Source organism: Aquiflexum gelatinilyticum (genome assembly GCF_024741135.1).
Taxonomy (GTDB): domain Bacteria; phylum Bacteroidota; class Bacteroidia; order Cytophagales; family Cyclobacteriaceae; genus Cognataquiflexum; species Cognataquiflexum gelatinilyticum.
In genome coordinates, this window is the sequence record NZ_JANSUY010000001.1 from 135269 (window position 1) to 153790 (window position 18522).

An 18522-nucleotide genomic window follows, 5' to 3' on the forward strand; every position below is an offset into this window, starting at 1 on the left:
CCATTTCAGATTGAGTTTCTAAATTCAAAAACAATATGATCCATCTTTGTCAAAATCCGGTAAGGTCCGCTTTCATTCTTTATTCATTGTTATTTCTCATAAGCTGTAGCACATCCAAAACTGAGGCTGAAAAAGAAGAGGAAGGAGAATGGATTCAGCTGTTCAATGGAAAAGATTTAAATGATTGGACGATCAAAATCGCCAAACATGAACTAAACGAAAACTTTACCAATACCTTCAGGGTGGAAGACAGCCTTATGAAAGTCAGGTATGATGGTTACGAAGCTTTTGACCAACAGTATGGCCACATCTATTTTAACACCCCTTTTTCTTATTATTTGCTCAATGTCGAGTACAGGTTTGTAGGCGAACAGGCAACAGGTGGGGAAGGATGGGCTTTGAGGAATTCCGGAGCGATGCTACATTGTCAGGACCCAAAAACAATTTTGAAAGACCAGGATTTTCCTATTTCGATTGAAGGTCAATTTCTCGGCGGTGACGGGACGAATGAAAGGTCCACGAGTAACCTTTGTACTCCCGGTACAAACGTGTACATGGATGGGGAATTATTCACCCCGCATTGTGTCAATTCAAGCTCCAAAACCTATCATGGAGAGCGATGGGTGACAGCGCAGTTTTTGGTGTTGGGTGATTCGGTGGTGTACCATATTTTGGAAGGGGATACTGTTTTGAAATACTTCCATCCGGAAATCGGTGGCGGTAATGTCAGTCCATCAGACCCTGCTGTCAAAGTTGACGGAACTCCCCTGAAGTCGGGATTTATTGCTTTGCAAAGTGAAAGCCATCCGATAGATTTCAGAAAAGTGGAATTGTTTGATTTGGCAGCTTATAAAGGAGACAAGGAAAAACTGAAAAAGGTAATTAGGAGATTGAATAAAAAAGAGTAAAAGCCAAAGCCATTCAAATTTTCACTGATCTTTCAACCAAAGGATTTGATCAAATAATAAGTCCAATTGACAAATTGGATATTTACTAAACTAATCAGATATTTCAGAAATAACCGCAATCAATTTCGGCCATCACTAAAAATCAAGTATTATACAACATATTTGGAATATATTAAACGTTGTCAACAATATATATGAGCATACTTCAATTAAATAGAATTAAAAAACTTTTAGAAAATCAAGTGATTCCTCATGTTGATGTAGCTGAAATTAAATCTGAAAAACCTAATATTAGTGAGGAGGAACTTAATAATATTCTATTTACGCGTGCTTATACCCTATATGCTCTCAAAGCATTCACAAATGAATCGTACTTAGATTTAAAAAAGCATATAACAGATGGATTTTCGGATAATGGAATTGATGCTATCTACTATTCAACGACTCAACGTGAGCTCATCTTAGTTCAAACCAAATGGATTCAAAATGGGATAGGGGGTGTTGACAAAGGAGAGGTATTAAAATTTTTAAAAGGAGCAACAGATCTACTGCATTTACACTTTGATAAATTTAATCAGAAAACCCAAGATCTATCAAGTTGGATTGAAGAAATCATATTATCGTCTAATGTGAAAATCAGGTTAATTCTTAATTATTCAGGTAATAGAATTTCTGACGAAAACTTAGAACTCATAACAGATAAACTAGAAGAATTTAATGATACAGATGAAGATGTATTCTTTACAGATTACAACTTAGCTAAATCTTACAGCTTCTTGAAAGACTCTATTGAAGGGGAACCTGTAAATGCCGATATTGATTTATACAATTGGGGTCATACTGATGAACCAATTAAATCCTTCTATGGAACTGTTTCATGTGGCACAATTGCAGAGTTGTTTAACAAAAATAAAACTAGACTATACTCTAAAAACATACGATCATTTATAGGTTTATCTGATATTAATCGAGAGATAATTAACACTTTAACAAAAAACCCAGAGACATTTTATTACTTAAATAATGGTATAACGTTACTTTGTAAAGAAATCAATAAATCACCTTATAACAGTGGTAAAAGAGATATTGGAAAGTTCAAGCTTACAGATTTAACCGTAGTAAATGGTGCTCAAACGGTAGGCAGCATTGGATATGCCTTTAAATTAATGCCAGAGAAAGTATCCAATGCGAATGTATTCATTAAGATAATTTCACTTGAAAATACATCTGCTGATTTTGATAAAACACTTACAATCGCTAGTAACACACAAAACAAAATAGAGAAAAGAGATTTTATTAGTCTTGATGATCAACAAAAGAAACTTAAACATGAATTTTATCTTAATGGATTAAAATATCACGTAAAGAGAGATGATCAAAATCCAGTAAAAGATAATGAGAATTATTATTTCGAGGAATCTACAATTGCTCTTGCTTGCTTTCAAGACGACATTGATTTTTCTACCTATGCAAAAAGAGAAATAGGTCGTTTATGGGACTCAAAACCTTATAACCAATTATTTAATGACAAGCTTACAGTTGACACATTGGTAAAGCTGGTAGACTTATTTAGACGAATTGAGAAAGAGGTTAAAAAATTACCAGCAATGGAAAAATTAATCTGCTCACATGGAGTTTACTTACTATCGCATTTAATAGTTCATAAATCAGATAAATCAATGTTCTTTGATCCATCCCAAGATTTAAAAAATTACTTTAAAGACTTTTTCAAATCTGATTTTGATCGTTATACTAAAAGACTATTAAAAGCATATAATTACGTTAGTCCAAATAACAATTATCCTCTCTCTATATTTAAAAACTTCAATCATTGTCGTAAAATGAAAGATCACATTTTGGATTCGGAGGGTATTCCAAAACCTGGTCAGACATTAAATATGTTTGAAGAAATAGAATAAAACTGTTTACAGCACTATATTGAGAAAACATAGCTAGATAGTGGGTTAATAAAGGTCCAAGCTCCTTAGGGAGTACTCCAATTCTGCGAATTGACTCTAGGTGGAAATATACGAGCCAATTCACAGAATAGGCTTGGCGTATGATTGAAGGTTACCAACCTAAAAAATGATACGTTTCTTATATTTAACGTTATAGTGCATTTTTAAAGACGAAATATTTATTACAAAAACTGGTTCAGATGGAATGAAAATAGCGGAGCATAATCAAGTAGGTACCTTTGAACTATAAGCCAGTGTTTTTCTTCCCGCATGGTCTGGAGCAAGTCACAGGGTTGTAGATTTGGCGTTGAAGTTATTTCAACATTTGTGGTGAAATTAGCCATCATATGGTCAAACCTGCCCTAAAACAAAAAAGTCAGCGAATCCGCTGACTTTTTTTGTTGGCTTGGTAACCGAAGTTTCAGGCTTACTTGAGGTTTTTCTTAAAGAAATCAATCGTCCTTCCCCAAGCCAAATCAGCGGCAGCTTTGTCATACCTTGGAGTGGAATGGTTGTGAAAACCATGGTTTACTCCTGGATACATGTGCATTTCATATTTCTTTTTATTGGCTTTAAGGGCTTCTTCATAAGCCGGCCAACCTTCATTGACCCTAGTGTCCAATTCCGCAAAGTGAATCTGAAGCGGGGCTTTGATGGTTGGAACATCCGCCGCTGTGGGTTGACCGCCATAGAAAGGAACAGCTGCTTTCAGGTCAGGAACCCGCACAGCCATCATGTTGGAAATCCAGCCCCCAAAGCAAAATCCAACGACGCCGACTTTGCCGGTACAGAGTTCATGCTCCTTCAAAAATTCATAGCCTGCAATAAAATCCTGCAGCATTTCTTCCCTATCACGCTTGGATTGCATGGTACGTCCTTCATCGTCCGTGCCGGGATATCCGCCAAACGGCGTCAAGGCATCAGGAGCAAAAGCAATGAAGCCATCTAAAGCAGCCTGATGGGCAGTATCTTCTATATACGGATTCAATCCTCGGTTTTCGTGGACCACGATGACGCCTGGAAGTTTTTCTTTTTTGTCAGCAGGCCTTGTAAGCAAGCCTTTCATTTTGCCGGCACCTTTTGGAGAATCATATTCCACATAGGAGGAAATCAATCTCGGGTCATCTTGGGTAAATCTCTTGGCTTCAGCATAATTGGGAAGTAAAAATCCTAAAATCGCCGATACCGTCAAGCCTCCCACAGCAAATACCGAAAGGCGGTTTACAAATTCTCTTCTGTCGATCTTGCCATGGACATAGTAGTCATACATGTCAAAAATTTCTTGGCTTAAATCTTCTTTTTTGATTGGTTCCATTTGGTTCAATTCGGATTGAGGTAAAACAAGGATTAAAATATTACCATAAGTTAGACATAAACTTGGTAACCTTTAGAACTTTGACAGATAGAAAAGTTTAAACCGCTCGTGTAATTTACCTGCCACTAATAATTTTAGGGTAAAAAAAACCGGCAGAAAGCCAGGGCCCTGCAATTTTTTGGATTGCCTTTCCTTGTCTTCCTGCCGGGAGATAAAATTGGTTTTCAGAGAATGTTATTGGTTTACAATGGAAATATTTCCGGAGGTAATACTTCCTTTGATTTCTGTTGCTGCACCGTTATCTATGCTGAGGTTTCTTCCTGCCCGTGAGTTTCCTACAGAAACATTGCCGGAGCTCGCATTGAGGTTGTAATTGAAGTCCTTTAAGTTGGAAGAAGTCTGGATTTTGAAATTCCCTGATGTACCACTCAGTCTGGTTTCAGAACCCAAGCCGGAGTTTGTCGCAGTGACGTTTCCGGAAGTCACTCTCAATTCACCCAATTGGGAAACGTTTTCCAATTTTGCATTTCCTGAACTCAAACTCACATTAACCTGACCCTCCACACCTGCTACACTGATGCCGCCACTGCCTGAGGAGTAACTGATGTTTCCTTTGATGTCTTGCATATTGGCAGAACCTGATCCCACATTTCCTTTGATATTGCCTTGGATACCTGTCATTTTGATGGATCCCGACCCGGCATTGGCTAAGATGTCTGCACTGATATCTTTGGCAGAAACACTCCCTGAACCGACTGAAAGCTTGAGTTCGGAGCTTTGGACATTCTCCACATATACTGATCCTGAACCACCTTTCATGTCCAGGCTCATACCTACAGGCCCACTGATTTTGATGTGGCCTTTGGTTCTATTGTTCCAGTTATTATTGCCTGAGACCTTATGCGAAATCTTCAACACATCACCCAAGGTGACAAATACGATATCCTGATCAGGATTGGTAGATTCCAAAAATGCATTCACGGAAACATCGGTATTTGGACCCCCGATATATTCCACTTCCAACTGACCTCCGGAGACTTCTATCCTTGATATTCCGGAAAAAGATTTGGTCACATCCACGATGGTTTGGACTTGGGACATCGCAGGATGGATAGCTGCCATTGCTAAAATCAGGAACAGCGCAAATGTTGATTTTAAGTTTGTTTTCATAGTAAGTTGGTTTTTAAAGTACGAATCCGAAACTCAAAGTATTGAGCTTGGGTCCTTTGTTTTCTTGGAAAGTATTGTTCAAATCATAGTTCATATAGAAGGTAAGGTCCGCCACCGTGATTTCGGCGCGAATCCCATATCTGAAATTCTCGGCAAACATATTGCCCATTTGGAATTCCTTTGCTCTATTTCCACTGGTATCCCGGTAGACAAATTTCCCTCTTCCTCCCAACCTGTAACCAGCATATGGACCAACACCGAAGCTGAAATTACCATTGCTTGTCTGCACGGTCGGAATCAAAGTCAGGTTAGCATAGGAAGCCGAAATTTTTGATTTTGTCCCTGTGCCTGATGGATGTTCCTCAAAAACCAAACTGCCGTTACTTCTTAATGCCTGCAGGTTTCTGTCCTCAAATTTGAAGTTGTACCAACTGACTCCAATGGCTGATTTCAGGTTGAAGTTTTTGCTTGGTTTGTAGGTATAGTGGTAATTGATCGCAGGATTCCAACTGCCCCAAGGTTTGACAACAGGAGCAGCATCGTCCCCAATCCAGGTATTGATACCGATGTCCAAAGTCAGTCCATTGCTAGATTTTTTTGACTTGGATTGATATTCATAATATTGGTCTCCTTTTGATACAAATTCCCAGGTATTGGTACCGTCGGCATTTTTGTAGACAATGACATCGGTGTTGAAAAGGGTAAAGTTGGTAGTTTTTACCGAATCTTGTCTTGCAGAATCTGCTTCCTGGGCAAAGCCCAGAGAAGTCAGAAACAGCAATGGAATTAAAATCAGTGTGGTCGTTTTCATTGGCTTAGTATTCAAAAAAAGGGAGTTAGAATATAATTCCGAAGGTGATCGGGTTCAGTTCAGGACCTTTGCCAGCTTGGAATAATTGATTGAAATCGTATGTGGTGAAGAAATTCACCCTGCCGAATCCGACTTCTCCTCGGATACCGTAGCGGAAGTTGTTCAGGAATATTCCGGTGTTAAGGTGTTCTTTTCTGCGTCCTCCACCATCTAGAGGTCGGTAGACATATTTGCTCGTACCACCCAAACGGTAGCCTGCATAAGGACCCAAGGCTAACCTTATCCCCCTTCTTCCCTGGTCATTCATTCTTCCGAAGTCCAATTTGAAGAGTCCCATCGTGGTGAGGTAGGAGGCAGAGATTTTGCTTTTGAATCCTGCAACATCGTTTCTTTGGATAAATTCGATGGCATCCTCTCCTCTGACGGCCTGAAAGTCTCTGTTCTCAAATTTGAAATTGTACCATTGGACACCCATTCCAAGGTCAAAGCGGAAGCCTTTGCTGATCTTTTGGCTGGCAAAGAAGTTGAGGCCGACGTTCCAGCTTCCCCATCCTCGTACTGCATATGGTTGGGTGGATTTTGGGAATTGCCCATTGTTGTCGAGGTAGTTGTTGAGTCCAAGGTCCAAGCCAAAATAGGTGCGAAAAGGTGGGTCACTTTTTTTCTTCACTCCGGTTTCTACCTTCACCCTCGTATTGGGGCTTGTCTCATCTACCAAGATCCTGATCCCAGCGACAGACACTTCAGTCTTGTTCCAGTCCTCTGTGACTTTGACGATTTCTCGGGATCCGTTTTTTCCGGAAACTTCTACAACGACAAGTTCGCCGGTTTTTTCGTCTATCTGCAGGTCAAGTTCTGAAATGATCTGGTTGATGTTCATTTTTTTGAGCCGCTCAAAATCCTCTTTGTTGTCCACGACAAGGACGATTTTTCCTGAAGTCCCAAACTCCACAATGATGGTATCTTTTGGAGCCAAAAACTCCCTGTCAGTACTTCCGAATGCAAACTGAACCAGTCCGAGGAAGCAAAATAAAAGCAAGTATTTTTTCATGATGGTTTATGTTTTCAATTTTTGGTGGATTATTTTCTTTCTCTTTTGGGGGTATTGTTGCTTACAAACAAGTTGTCTTTTGCATCCTGCAGGTCTGCAAAACCCTGTTCTACTTTGCTGAGCAATCCTCCGATTTTATCTACTTTATTTTCAATTCCGGCAATGAGTCCCTGATTTTCAGGTTTTTCTGTGATTCCGTTGGACTTGATGGTGATCTTGTAGGTCATCACTTCTTCCTCCTCTTCAATGTTGTTTTGGGCAATGGCTTCATTGACATTTAGTTCGGGAATGACGATCTCAGGTGTTTCTACAAATACCTCATCGATCCTTTCCTCCAGATTATCCGCTATTGCAAGCAATTCCTTGGGAGCTTCTGTAATCTGTGGCTTGATAGTGACGGATTTTTTTATTGGGGTTTGAACAGGTTTGTCTGATTCAATTGTCTGTTCTTCTTTGGTTTCTTTTGATTCCTCAATGGTTTCGGGGTTTGTCGGAATGGCTTCTTTCAAGGTCTCTGAACTTTCATCACTACCAGGAGTAGTCAGCTCTGAGGTAAGTGGAAGGCTACTTTCAGTTTCTAGGTTGGCCTGCCATACGACATAGCCCACAGTAAGGAAAAGAAGCAACGAAGCGGCAATGCCCATTATGGGAAACCAAATTCCTTTTTCTTTTTTCGGCAGTTGCCTTTCAAGTTTTTCCCAAGCAAGTTGGGAAGGTTTTTCTTCATGCTTGGCCAGCCTTTCTTTGAAGTACTGATCGAAGTTTTTATCTGTATTAGCCATTGATTCTCCTTTCTTTGATTTGTTGATCGGCTATTTTTTGTTTCAATGTATTTCTTGCCCTGTTGAGTTGGGACTTGGAAGTGGACTCTGTGATTCCAAGTAGGTCGGCGATTTCGGCGTGGCTGTAGCCTTCGATGGCGTACAGGTTGAAAACCGTCCGGTATCCCACCGGCAATCCCTGAATCAGTTCCAACAGTTCGGCAGTCTCCAAGTGGTTAAGTTCATAGGGGCTGTCCGCATTTTCCAGGTGGAATTCAACATTCACCTCCATACTCAGGTTGCGGTTGTTGCGTAGGGTAAGCAGCGATTGGGTGACGACGATGCGTTTCATCCAACCTTCAAAGCTTCCCTTGGCTTCATATTGGGGTAGTTTTTCAAAGATCTTCATAAAGCCTTCAATCATGACATCCTCTGCAAGGTCCCGGTCTTTGACATACCGGAGGCAGATGGCGAGAAACTTTTTGGAGTAGGCTTCATAGAGATGCTGTTGGGCTTTTCGCTCTCCCTTCAGGCAACCTTTGATGATGTCCGACTCAGTTGTAAAAGTTTTTCTAAATAACATTGCTGTTGGCTTTCGAATAGGTAGATACAGGTAAGTAAAAATAGGTTGCACCGGAATGTGAAAAAAGGTTAAATTTTTTTTTCGAAGATTTAAAGCCATTCCAGAGAGAAGTCTTTAAGTTTCTTTTTTATATCTGATTATCAATGGAAAAAAGGTCTAAAATTTCTATTTGATTTACAGTTGCTGCTTTTTGATTATCGCTTTTATACCAGGCCAATGTGTACTGTTTTTTTGAATTTTGCCAAAAAATGGTGCTCTCCAAAATAATTGAAATCATTTAAATAATTATTTCTGACTCTCTTAGGAAATATTTTGAAAATGACCCTCCTCAAATTAGTTTTACATCCATAATGATCCTGTTCTGAAAGAAGGAGAAAAATAATAAACGTTAACAAAAATGGTGGTATTTGGAAGTAAAGCGACAGAAGTTGCAACAGAAACAATCCAAGACAAATGCGCAAACTGCGGAACCCAAAACAGTGTTCAGATGACTGTTTTCCAAAAATATGCACATGTATTTTGGATTCCATTTTTCCCGATCGGAAAAACAGGTCTGACGCAATGCAGCCATTGTAAGCAAGTTCTTGAAAAGAAAGAATTTCCTGTTTACCTCAGAAGTAATTTTGAAATCTTAAAACAGAAAGGAAAAACCCCGGTCTGGACTTTTTCAGGGATTATTTTACTTTTTTTCTTTTTTATTTTGGGAGGAATCGTGAGTAAGCAAAGGGAGGAGAAAAATTTGATGTTAATTGCCTCACCACAAGCCGGAGATATTTATGAAATAAAAATCGACTACAAACAGTATACTTTATACAAAGTCGAAAATATTGAAGGTGATACTGTTTTTGTTTTATTAAATGAATATGAGACCAACAAAAGACGGGGACTTTCGGACTCTAAAATCAGAAGAGATGAGTCATTTTCAGGAGAAACGTTCCCGATTCTTAAAACAGATCTTAAAATGATGGTAGAAGATGGGGAAATAATGGACATTGAAAGAAAATAACAAAAGTCAGATTCTGAATTCCCATTATTAGCAAAGACTGCCATAATCTAAACGGAAGGACCTATTTATAATTCCTGTAGATTGTTTCATGGATTGAGACTTGACCTGCCAACTGTGCTGTCAATCCAAAGAATTTACAGCCCTATAGGCTGACAAAAGGCATTTGAAAATTGAAATCCTCGTCCTCAACCTGGGATAAAATAAAATCGGCCAAATCATAGCGATTGATTTTTGTGCTGGCATTGACTCCAACCCATCCTATCCGGTAGCGACCGGTTTTGGCCTCATTGGTGAGTCTTGGTGCTCTTACTATCACCCACTTTTTGCCGCTAGCCTTCAGTACATCTGCATGAGCAATCGCATCATTCAACACTTTGGGGACAGCAATCTTCATTATTGTCCTAATTAATTTATCCACAAATTTGGGTTTGTCCTTTTCAGGGTAAGGCAATCCTCCACCCGATAGGGAAATGATTTTATCAACATTAAATTCCAGCATCGAATTAATGATGTTTTTTGTTCCGTTGGTTTGCAACAACTCCGGGGAGCCTTTGACATGACCAAACAGACTGACTACGATGTCGCAATCCTCGACCACCTTATTTACATCCTGCGCGTTTAACACGTTCCCTTCAAAGACAGTTAGCAATGGGCTTTGGTTGTTGAGTTTTGATTTGTCACGGGCCAAAGCTTTTACACTATATCCTTTTTCCAGGGCAATTTTCAAGAATTTTTGACCTGTTTGACCTGTTGCTCCAAACAATGCGATTTTTTTCATCTGACTGATTGATATGATTACCATCCAAACTTACGTACATTTGAAGTACATGCCTATTATATAAGTACTAACCTTTTTGTAAGTATAAAAATGGAAACAATAAAAGTAGAAGCAAGATGTCCCATCAGAACAACACTTGAATTGGTGGGTGGAAAATGGAAACTTCTGATCATTTATCAATTGTTTGAAAAGCCCTTGAGGTTGTCGGAGCTTAAAAGACAAATTCCTGATATCAGTGAAAAGATGCTTATACAGGAATTAAAAAACCTTATTGACAGCAAATTGGTAGAACGTAAAAACTTTGGAGAAGTACCCCCTAGAGTAGAATACAGCCTTTCTGAAATTGGCCGAAAAGTAATGCCCCTTATAGCGGAAATGAGAAGCTATGCCCAAGAATATGAAAATCAAATCATGTAAGCCATTCAGATAGGAAATGAAAGTTGTAATAACAGGTGCGACAGGAAGTGTAGGCAAAGCAGTTTTGAGTTCTTTGCGAAATATTGACCATCAGCTGGACCTTTATGCAGGCGTGAGGAATGTGGAGGCTGATAAAATCAGTTTGGAGGGGCTAAAAACAAGCCTTTTGAAATTTGACTTTATGGATTTCAAAACTTGCGAGGCGGCATTGGAAAACTGTGATATTCTTTTTTTGCTGAGACCGCCTCAAATATCAGACACAGAAAAATATTTCAAACCGATCATTGATGCCTGTCAAGATAAAGGTGTAAAACACATCGTTTTTTTATCGGTCCAAGGTGTGGAAAACAGCAGAATAATACCACACCATAAAATTGAAAAGATGATAGTTGGCAGCAAAATAAATTATACCTTTTTGAGACCTGCTTATTTTATGCAAAATTTTACAACTACGCTTCGCAAAGACTTAGTAACCAAAAAGCAGATTTTTCTTCCTGCTGGAGAATCAAAATTTACGCTGATCGATGTGATGGATATTGGGGAGGTAGCTGCCAATATCCTGATAAATATAAAGCAGCACATCAATGAATCTTACGATTTGACCAATGGGGAAAAGTTAACATTTTCTCAGATGGCAAAGATTTTAAGCAATGGCTTAGGAACTCAAATTAAATTCCAATCGCCTAATTTGATGAGGTTCTTTTTGACCAAAAGGAAGGAAAATATGCCTACGATGTTTATTCTTGTGATGATCATGCTTCATTATTTTCCGAGATTTCAAAAAGAACCCGAAACTACAGATTGGGTGGCTAAAATCACCGGAAGACAACCAAGGACTTTTGCCCAATTTATTTCAGAAAACCGAAACCTACTGACTTGATGAAGATTCCTTTCTTGTTTCTTTTTTTGGTTTAAATCCTCCAAAATATTGACGGGAATTAAAATCCCATCCTGAATTTTTCATCCAAATAATGGATACTTAAATGGACCGATAGGAAAGACGAAATAGCATTTCAGTCACGTTCATTTTCAAAACACCTTCAGGAATTCCTTGAACTTGACCTAATGCAGCTTGAAAATCGATTTGCTACCAACATTATTAAATAGACTGCGACTCTACAGTCTATGTATGATGACCTTTATCAAAGCTTTTTTTCCAAATAATATTTCAAAACCCTGTAGGAAACAGATTTCTTTCGAGGTTTTATGGTGATTTTTTCTTTAATAAATCCCGGTTTTTTGATCCAAAAAAAAACTCTTTTGTCAAGTCCTTAGCTTAAAAAATCTTCTTGTAGTAATTTTTTTTTGAAGAGATAAATCCTTGATTGATTTTGCTAAATTGTGCTGTTTGTGAAATATAAATTCAAGAAAAAATGGTCTTTCCTGCCGACCAATTCCAAAGAATAAAAGAGTACACCAGCGGATATCAAATCATAAAAGAAAAAGGATGAAAAAAATTCTATTTACAGTTGTTTTGAGCATTTCCCTTGCTTTGGCTTCAAGCGGGCAAGTTGACCCGAATAAGAATATTGATGAAGGGAAAATCGAGGGAAATACCTATACAAGTAATGAAATCGGATGGAAAATGGAAATTCCAACTGGTTGGGCGGTGGTAGAAAAAGAAAAAACAAAGGAAAACAACGAAAAAGGTCTAAAAGCATTACAAGAAACAATGGATGCAGAGGTAGACTATAGCGGATTAAAAAATCTGATTTCAATTCAAAAAGACCTATTCAATATTTTTCAATCGACTTCAGAACCGTTTAAGGTGGAGTACGAGGGTGAATGGGAAGAAAATAGTGCAGCGCTTAAAGAGATTATTTATTTGACATATTTAGACCAGGGAATAAAAGCAGATTCTTCTGCTACCACAACGGAAGTAATTGATGGTCTGGAATTTCAAAAATATAGTTTTACTATTTATAGCCCGAATGGGAAATTTATTTTGAGCCAAATTATGTATAGCAGACTGATCAATGGTTTTGACTTTGGAGTGAATATTAACTACAACAACGACAAATATAGGGATGAACTTCTAATGGCGTTTAGAAACTCGAAGTTTAAAAAGGATTGAAAAGCCAAGAATTGTCTGATCTCCTCCCATACTTGTCCAAGTATTATTAGCCTGGGTTTTTCCTTTAAAAAAGACCAAAATTCACCATTACTCGAAATGCAACTAGGAATACGGAATAAGCATAGAAATGCGAATATCTCATACATAATACTATAGTGTAGATAGCCGGTCACAGTTATGTCAGATAACAATGAAAAAATCAACCAACTCCTTGCGAAGTTGGACACTCTTTTGAAAAGACAGGAGGACTTTTCAAATGAAATAAATACACTGCGAATAGAATTAAACAAGCTCAAAGCTAACGGTCAGGTTCCTGTAATTGAAAGTAATACTGCCAATCCGGACAAACCTGTAATCGATGCTGATTTTCAAATTAACAGTGAAACTATCCCTTCCCAACCCAATCCAATAGTAGAGAAAAAGTACGAACCGGAAATCCGGCCTTTTCTGCCAATCCCCGAGGTAGCAAAAAGGAAATCGGATATAGAAAAGTTTATAGGAGAAAATTTAATCAATAAAATAGGAATAGCCATCACTGTAATCGGTGTGGCAATCGGTGCCAAATACTCGATTGAAAATGATTTGATTAGCCCACTTACCAGAATTATCCTGGGGTATGTATTTGGCTTGGGATTGTTGGCCTTTGGCATTAAATTAAAAAGTAAGTATGAAAACTTCAGCGCCGTCCTGGTAAGCGGCGCAATGGCGATTTTATACTTCATTACTTATTTTGCATTTGCACTATATGGCTTGATTCCCCAATTGGCGGCTTTTTCCATCATGGTCGTTTTTACGGTTTTTACAGTAATCGCCGCATTACAATACAGCAGACAAATAATTGCTCATATAGGGCTGGTAGGTGCTTATGCTGTTCCTTTCTTATTGAGTGATGGTTCTGGCAAAGTAGCTGTTCTATTTACCTACATGTCAATTCTAAACATTGGAATCCTGGCCATTGCACTAAAGAAATATTGGAAAGCGCTTTACTTCGTTTCTTTTGGTTTGACATGGCTGATATACCTGTCTTGGTATATTGTCCAATTTCAACCAACCGAGCATTTTGAATTGGCTTTTGTCTTTCTTTCATTATTTTTTGTCATATTCTATATGACCTTTCTTGGATATAAACTTCTTCAAAAAGAAAAATTTGCCATCCCTGATGTCATTTTGGTAATTATCAATTCATTTATTTTTTATGGGTTAGGTTTCGCCCTTCTTGATGATCATCAAATTGGCAAAGAGCTTTTGGGATTATTTACTTTGGTCAATGCACTTGTTCATTTTGTAGTGAGTGTCATCATTTACCGCCAAAAACTTGCAGACAAAAACATCCATAATCTGATAACAGGACTGGTACTTATTTTCATTACCCTGGCATTTCCTGTACAGCTTGACGGCAATTGGGTGACCTTATTATGGGCAGGAGAAGCTGCTTTATTGTTTTGGATCGGTAGGACTAAGCAAGTTTCCTTTTATGAAAAACTTTCCTATCCTTTGATGTTTTTGGCTTTTTTCAGCATTATCCAAGATTGGAGTGATGGGTATGCTTCCTATGTTCCGGACATTCCCGAATCAAGGATTACACCACTGTTTAATGTGAATTTCCTTACCTCCGTATTGTTTATTGCAGCATTTGTGTTCATCAATATCCTGAATAAGACCAGCCAACCTCATTTCCAAAGGCAAAAAGGAACGGCAAACATTTTTTCATTTATCATTCCCGGGATTCTGATTTTCACTATTTACTACGCTTTTGTAATGGAAATCACAACTTATTGGAACCAACTCTTTACCGATTCAGCCATTGAAATCAATTCCGAAGGCCAAGCTTACCCCGACACTTACTGGAATTATGATTTAATTAGCTTTAAGACAATTTGGACAATCAATTATTCCCTGCTTTTTGTCTCAATTTTATCTTTTGTAAATCTTAAAAAATTAAAGAACAAAAATTTGGGGTTGTTGAATCTTGTGTTGATAGTATTTGCTCTAGCTTCTTTTTTATTTCAAGGCCTGTATGTGCTGAGTGAACTTCGGGAAAGCTATTTGGAACAGACCTTATCCCAATATTACCATATCGGAACCATCAATTTATGGATAAGGTATCTTTCATTTCTGTTTGTGGCCCTTGGTCTTTTTTCTTGTTATTTATATATCAAGCAGGTTTTTCAACATCCAAACTTTAGAATATCATTTGAACTCCTGTTGCATATCACCATATTATGGATAGCGAGCAGTGAATTGCTAAACTGGGTGGACATCTTGAAATCAGAACAATCCTATAAGCTCGGATTAAGCATTTTGTGGGGCTCTTATTCACTTTTCTTAATTGCATTTGGGATTTGGAAAAAGAACAAGCCCATTAGAATCGGTGCAATTGCATTGTTTGGCATTACGTTGATAAAATTGTTTTTCTACGACATTTCCCACCTCAATACCATTGCAAAAACAATCGTGTTTGTATCGTTAGGGGTTTTGCTGTTAGTCATTTCATTTTTATATAATAAGTACAAACATTTAATTTCCGAAAATGAAACTGATAATTAAGCTGCTCATCATCATGCTTTTCTTGAATTGTTCTTTGGCTTTTGGCCAAATGGGGGAGTTCAAGTATAAGCGTGAATTAAAAGGAATCTCCGGGCAATGGCACAAAATTGTTTTGACGGACTCTGTTTTCGGGAAAATATCAAATGAATTGACCGACATCAGAATATTTGGCATAACGGCAGAAAATGACACTTTAGAAATTCCATATCTCCTACGATTGAAAACTGAAGTAGTCACGAGTAAGGATATTGTGTTTAAGACGCTCAACTCCTCCCGCAACGGAAATGGATATTTTTTCACTTTTGAAATCCCTACATCAGAAGTAACAAATCAAATCGACCTAGATTTCAAGCAGGATAATTTTGACTGGAGAATAAAACTGGAAGGCAGCCAAAATCTGAATGATTGGTTTACAGTCCTTGAAAATTACCGGATTCTGTCCATCAAAAACGAAATAGAAGACTTTCAATTTACAAGGTTGACGTTTCCTAGCTCAAAGTATCAATATTTCAGATTGCAAATTGAAAGCAAAGAAAAACCTGAACTGATCTCGGCAAGAATTTCCCAGCTAGAAATTTCAGAAGCCGATTATCAAGATTATCCTATCAAGAGAATAGACAAAAAAGAAAATAAAGATACCAAGCAGACCGAAATTGATATTGAATTAAACATGCCCGTCCCGGTCAGTTTTCTGAACTTTGAGGTAAAAAATTCCTTTGACTACTACCGACCAATAACAGTTAAATACCTTGCTGATTCCGTAAAAACGGAAAAAGGATGGAGTTACACCTTCCGCACTTTAACATCCGGAACCCTGAATTCGATCAATAAAAAAGGATTGAAGTTTAACAGTACGACAGTCCAAAAATTAAAAATCCTTATTGATAACAAAGACAATCAGCCCCTGACCATTGACGGAATACTGGTAAAGGGATATGTTCATGAATTAACTGCCCGGTTTACGGAAAATGCCAAATACTTTTTGACTTATGGAAATGAAAATGCAAACAAGCCGGATTACGACATTGAGCGCTTCCCGGATAACGTTCCAAAGATGCTGTCGTCATTGGAATTGGGAAATGAATTGGAAATAGCAAAGGAGGAAGTGCCCAAGAAAACTCCGCTATTTGAAAACAAAGCATGGTTATGGGTAATAATGGGGTTGATAATTTTAGTCTTGGGATGGTTTTCGATAAAAATGATGAGAAAGGAATAAAGGCTTTGGCAAAAATTCAGGTTTACTTCTGGTTTTTAGAGCCGCGAATAATATGCTTAAATTTTTAAAGTTAAATTTGTGGTCTACTTTTTTTTCGAATTTAGTTATCGAAGCTTTAATTTATCTCCAAACCACAAATAGAGTAATGTCATGGGAAAAAGACTAGAACACATCAGCCCCGAATTGGCTGACTTTATCCAACAGCAAAAAATATTTTTTGTCGGTACTGCAGCCGAGGAAGGAAGGGTAAATATTTCTCCCAAAGGAACAGACACTTTCAGGGTGTTAGGGGAAAACAAAATCGTATGGCTCAACCTCACCGGAAGCGGAAATGAAACTGCCGCCCACCTCCTCAAAAATAACCGGATGACCATCATGTTTTGTGCCTTTGAAGGTAAGCCGATGATCCTGAGGTTGTATGGTACAGCTCAGATTTTTCACAATAGGGATGAAAAATTCGAAGAATATTTCCGGCTTTTTCAGGACTTTACCGGTGCCAGACAAATCATCGAAATGGATGTTGATCTCGTGCAGACTTCCTGTGGATTTGCGGTTCCTCTCATGGATTTCAAAGAGGAAAGAACAATTCTCACTAACTGGGCTGACAAACAGGGCGAAGAAGGCATCAAGAATTATTGGGCAGAAAAAAATGTAAAAAGTATTGACGGCTTTGAAACCAAAATCTTTGATGAATAAGTCCGCCATTTTTCATACCTCCGCCTAGTTCAAGTCTCCAGACTTGGACTCTTTCCATTTCACTTACTTAATTCCCCCTATTTTTTAAATTTCCATTTCTCTTTTCTTATCTTGATTGCCTCTACTCAAACCTGCCTTTATGGGAATCAATGACATCATCATCTACATCATGTTGTTTTTTTATGATGTTGGGTGCTTTGGATAAAATTTTTGGTAACAAGTACGGTCTAGGCGAAAAGTTCGATGAAGGATTTATGGCCATGGGACCGCTGAGCATTGCGATGTTGGGGATCATTTCGATTGCTCCTGTTTTCGCAGATGTTTTGGGCAAAGTGGTCGTTCCCGTGTATTCTTTTTTGGGTGCCGATCCCGCCATGTTTGCCACAACGCTCCTCGCCAACGACATGGGTGGCTATCCACTGGCCATGGCAATGGCGCAGACCGAAGAAGCAGGATTGTTTGCCGGGCTGATATTGGGTGCCATGATGGGCCCGACGATCGTCTTTACCATTCCTGTTGCTTTGGGAATTCTCCAAAAGGAAGACCAACACTATTTCGCCTCCGGCATCATGATCGGCATGGTCACGATTCCATTGGGATGTCTGGTGGGTGGCTTGACGGCCGGGTTTTCATTGGGTATGATATTGGCCAATCTCGTCCCAATCGTAATTTTCTCCCTTCTGATTGCCGCAGGAATGTATTTTGCCCCGACCATGATGATCCGTCTTTTTGACTATCTCGGGAAAGGGTTGATGGTATTCATCACGATTTGCACGGTATTGATTGTGTTCGAGACCTTGGCCGGAATCGTGGTTATCCCCGGGATGACTCCCATTTGGGAAGGGATCAAAATTGTAGGTTCCATCGCCATTGTCCTGATAGGAGCATTTCCGATGGTAGCTTTTTTGACCAAAGTTTTCGAAAAACCGCTCTTACAGTTAGGGCAAAGTCTCGGAATGAATACGGCCGGCGCAGCTGGTATGATTGCCACTTTGGCCAATGCCATTCCCATGCTGAATATCCTCAAAGACATGAATCCCAAAGCCAAAATCCTCAATACCGCTTTTGCTGTCAGTGCCGCTTTTGTATTGGGCGATCACCTCGGATTTACAGCAGGCGTGCAGCGTGATATGATTTTTCCTGTTATCATGGGAAAAATGACAGGAGGAATCACCGCAGTACTGCTCGCTTTAATATTGAGTAAAAGACTGATTAAAAACCACAACTGAAA

17 protein-coding genes are annotated in these 18522 nt (G+C 38.7%); 10 read left to right on the forward strand and 7 right to left on the reverse strand.

From position 1 onward, the window contains the following. Nucleotides 1–35 precede the first annotated feature (35 nt). Nucleotides 36–908 (forward strand): 3-keto-disaccharide hydrolase, encoded by an 873-nt coding sequence (locus NU887_RS00495; protein ID WP_258421389.1) that lies wholly within the window; start codon nucleotides 36–38, stop codon nucleotides 906–908. Nucleotides 909–1102: 194 nt separating this feature from the next. Continuing rightward, nucleotides 1103–2827, forward strand: a complete 1725-nt coding sequence (locus NU887_RS00500) for an AIPR family protein (protein ID WP_258421390.1) — start codon at nucleotides 1103–1105, stop codon at nucleotides 2825–2827. Nucleotides 2828–3293: 466 nt separating this feature from the next. Here NU887_RS00500 and NU887_RS00505 read toward each other — a convergent pair whose 3' ends face one another. The 6 genes from NU887_RS00505 to NU887_RS00530 all read right to left on the reverse strand — a co-directional run bounded on the left by NU887_RS00505 (nucleotide 3294) and on the right by NU887_RS00530 (nucleotide 8557). Then, nucleotides 3294–4181 (reverse strand): dienelactone hydrolase family protein, encoded by an 888-nt coding sequence (locus NU887_RS00505; protein ID WP_258421391.1) that lies wholly within the window; start codon nucleotides 4179–4181, stop codon nucleotides 3294–3296. A gap of 234 nt (nucleotides 4182–4415) precedes the next feature. Beyond that, a complete protein-coding gene (locus tag NU887_RS00510) occupies nucleotides 4416–5351 on the reverse strand; it encodes a DUF4097 domain-containing protein (protein ID WP_258421392.1) in 936 nt (311 codons plus the stop codon). Between the two features lie 13 nt (nucleotides 5352–5364). Further along, nucleotides 5365–6162 (reverse strand): hypothetical protein, encoded by a 798-nt coding sequence (locus NU887_RS00515; protein ID WP_258421393.1) that lies wholly within the window; start codon nucleotides 6160–6162, stop codon nucleotides 5365–5367. 25 nt (nucleotides 6163–6187) lie between these two features. Beyond that, nucleotides 6188–7213, reverse strand: a complete 1026-nt coding sequence (locus tag NU887_RS00520) for an outer membrane beta-barrel protein (protein WP_258421394.1) — start codon at nucleotides 7211–7213, stop codon at nucleotides 6188–6190. Nucleotides 7214–7242: 29 nt separating this feature from the next. After that, a complete protein-coding gene (locus NU887_RS00525; RefSeq protein WP_258421395.1) occupies nucleotides 7243–7995 on the reverse strand; it encodes a hypothetical protein in 753 nt (250 codons plus the stop codon). Further along, nucleotides 7988–8557 carry an RNA polymerase sigma factor gene (locus NU887_RS00530; protein ID WP_258421396.1) on the reverse strand — a complete coding sequence of 190 codons (570 nt, stop codon included), beginning with the start codon at nucleotides 8555–8557 and terminating at the stop codon, nucleotides 7988–7990. Before NU887_RS00530 ends, NU887_RS00525 begins: the two co-directional genes overlap by 8 nt. A gap of 397 nt (nucleotides 8558–8954) precedes the next feature. Between NU887_RS00530 and NU887_RS00535 the strand changes: the two genes are divergently transcribed. Next, entirely contained in the window at nucleotides 8955–9563 is a 609-nt protein-coding gene (locus NU887_RS00535; protein WP_258421397.1) for a zinc-ribbon domain-containing protein, read from the forward strand. Between the two features lie 142 nt (nucleotides 9564–9705). Here the strand turns inward: NU887_RS00535 and NU887_RS00540 are convergent, their stop codons facing one another. After that, entirely contained in the window at nucleotides 9706–10341 is a 636-nt protein-coding gene (locus NU887_RS00540; RefSeq protein ID WP_258421398.1) for an NAD(P)-dependent oxidoreductase, read from the reverse strand. Between the two features lie 90 nt (nucleotides 10342–10431). On the opposite strand from NU887_RS00540, the gene NU887_RS00545 reads away from it, so the two are divergent. The 7 genes from NU887_RS00545 (at nucleotide 10432) to eutH (ending at nucleotide 18520) form a co-directional block, all read left to right on the forward strand. Next, nucleotides 10432–10758 (forward strand): winged helix-turn-helix transcriptional regulator, encoded by a 327-nt coding sequence (locus NU887_RS00545; RefSeq protein WP_258421399.1) that lies wholly within the window; start codon nucleotides 10432–10434, stop codon nucleotides 10756–10758. A 16-nt stretch (nucleotides 10759–10774) separates the two neighbouring features. Next, the gene (locus NU887_RS00550; RefSeq protein ID WP_258421400.1) at nucleotides 10775–11638 is read left to right on the forward strand and encodes an NmrA family NAD(P)-binding protein; all 864 of its coding nucleotides are present in this window, start codon (nucleotides 10775–10777) and stop codon (nucleotides 11636–11638) included. Nucleotides 11639–12205: 567 nt separating this feature from the next. Further along, nucleotides 12206–12832, forward strand: coding sequence for a hypothetical protein (locus tag NU887_RS00555; RefSeq protein ID WP_258421401.1), 627 nt, complete (start codon nucleotides 12206–12208; stop codon nucleotides 12830–12832). Between the two features lie 177 nt (nucleotides 12833–13009). After that, a complete protein-coding gene (locus NU887_RS00560; RefSeq protein ID WP_258421402.1) occupies nucleotides 13010–15379 on the forward strand; it encodes a DUF2339 domain-containing protein in 2370 nt (789 codons plus the stop codon). Further along, complete coding sequence (locus tag NU887_RS00565) at nucleotides 15363–16595, forward strand: DUF3999 domain-containing protein (RefSeq protein ID WP_258421403.1); 1233 nt, start codon at nucleotides 15363–15365, stop codon at nucleotides 16593–16595. The genes NU887_RS00560 and NU887_RS00565 overlap by 17 nt, the downstream gene beginning before the upstream one ends. A 150-nt stretch (nucleotides 16596–16745) precedes the next feature. After that, on the forward strand, nucleotides 16746–17291 hold the full coding sequence (locus NU887_RS00570; protein WP_258421404.1) for a pyridoxamine 5'-phosphate oxidase family protein: 546 nt from the start codon (nucleotides 16746–16748) through the stop codon (nucleotides 17289–17291). Nucleotides 17292–17440: 149 nt separating this feature from the next. After that, a complete protein-coding gene (eutH, locus tag NU887_RS00575; RefSeq protein ID WP_258421405.1) occupies nucleotides 17441–18520 on the forward strand; it encodes an ethanolamine utilization protein EutH in 1080 nt (359 codons plus the stop codon). Nucleotides 18521–18522: the final 2 nt, after the last annotated feature.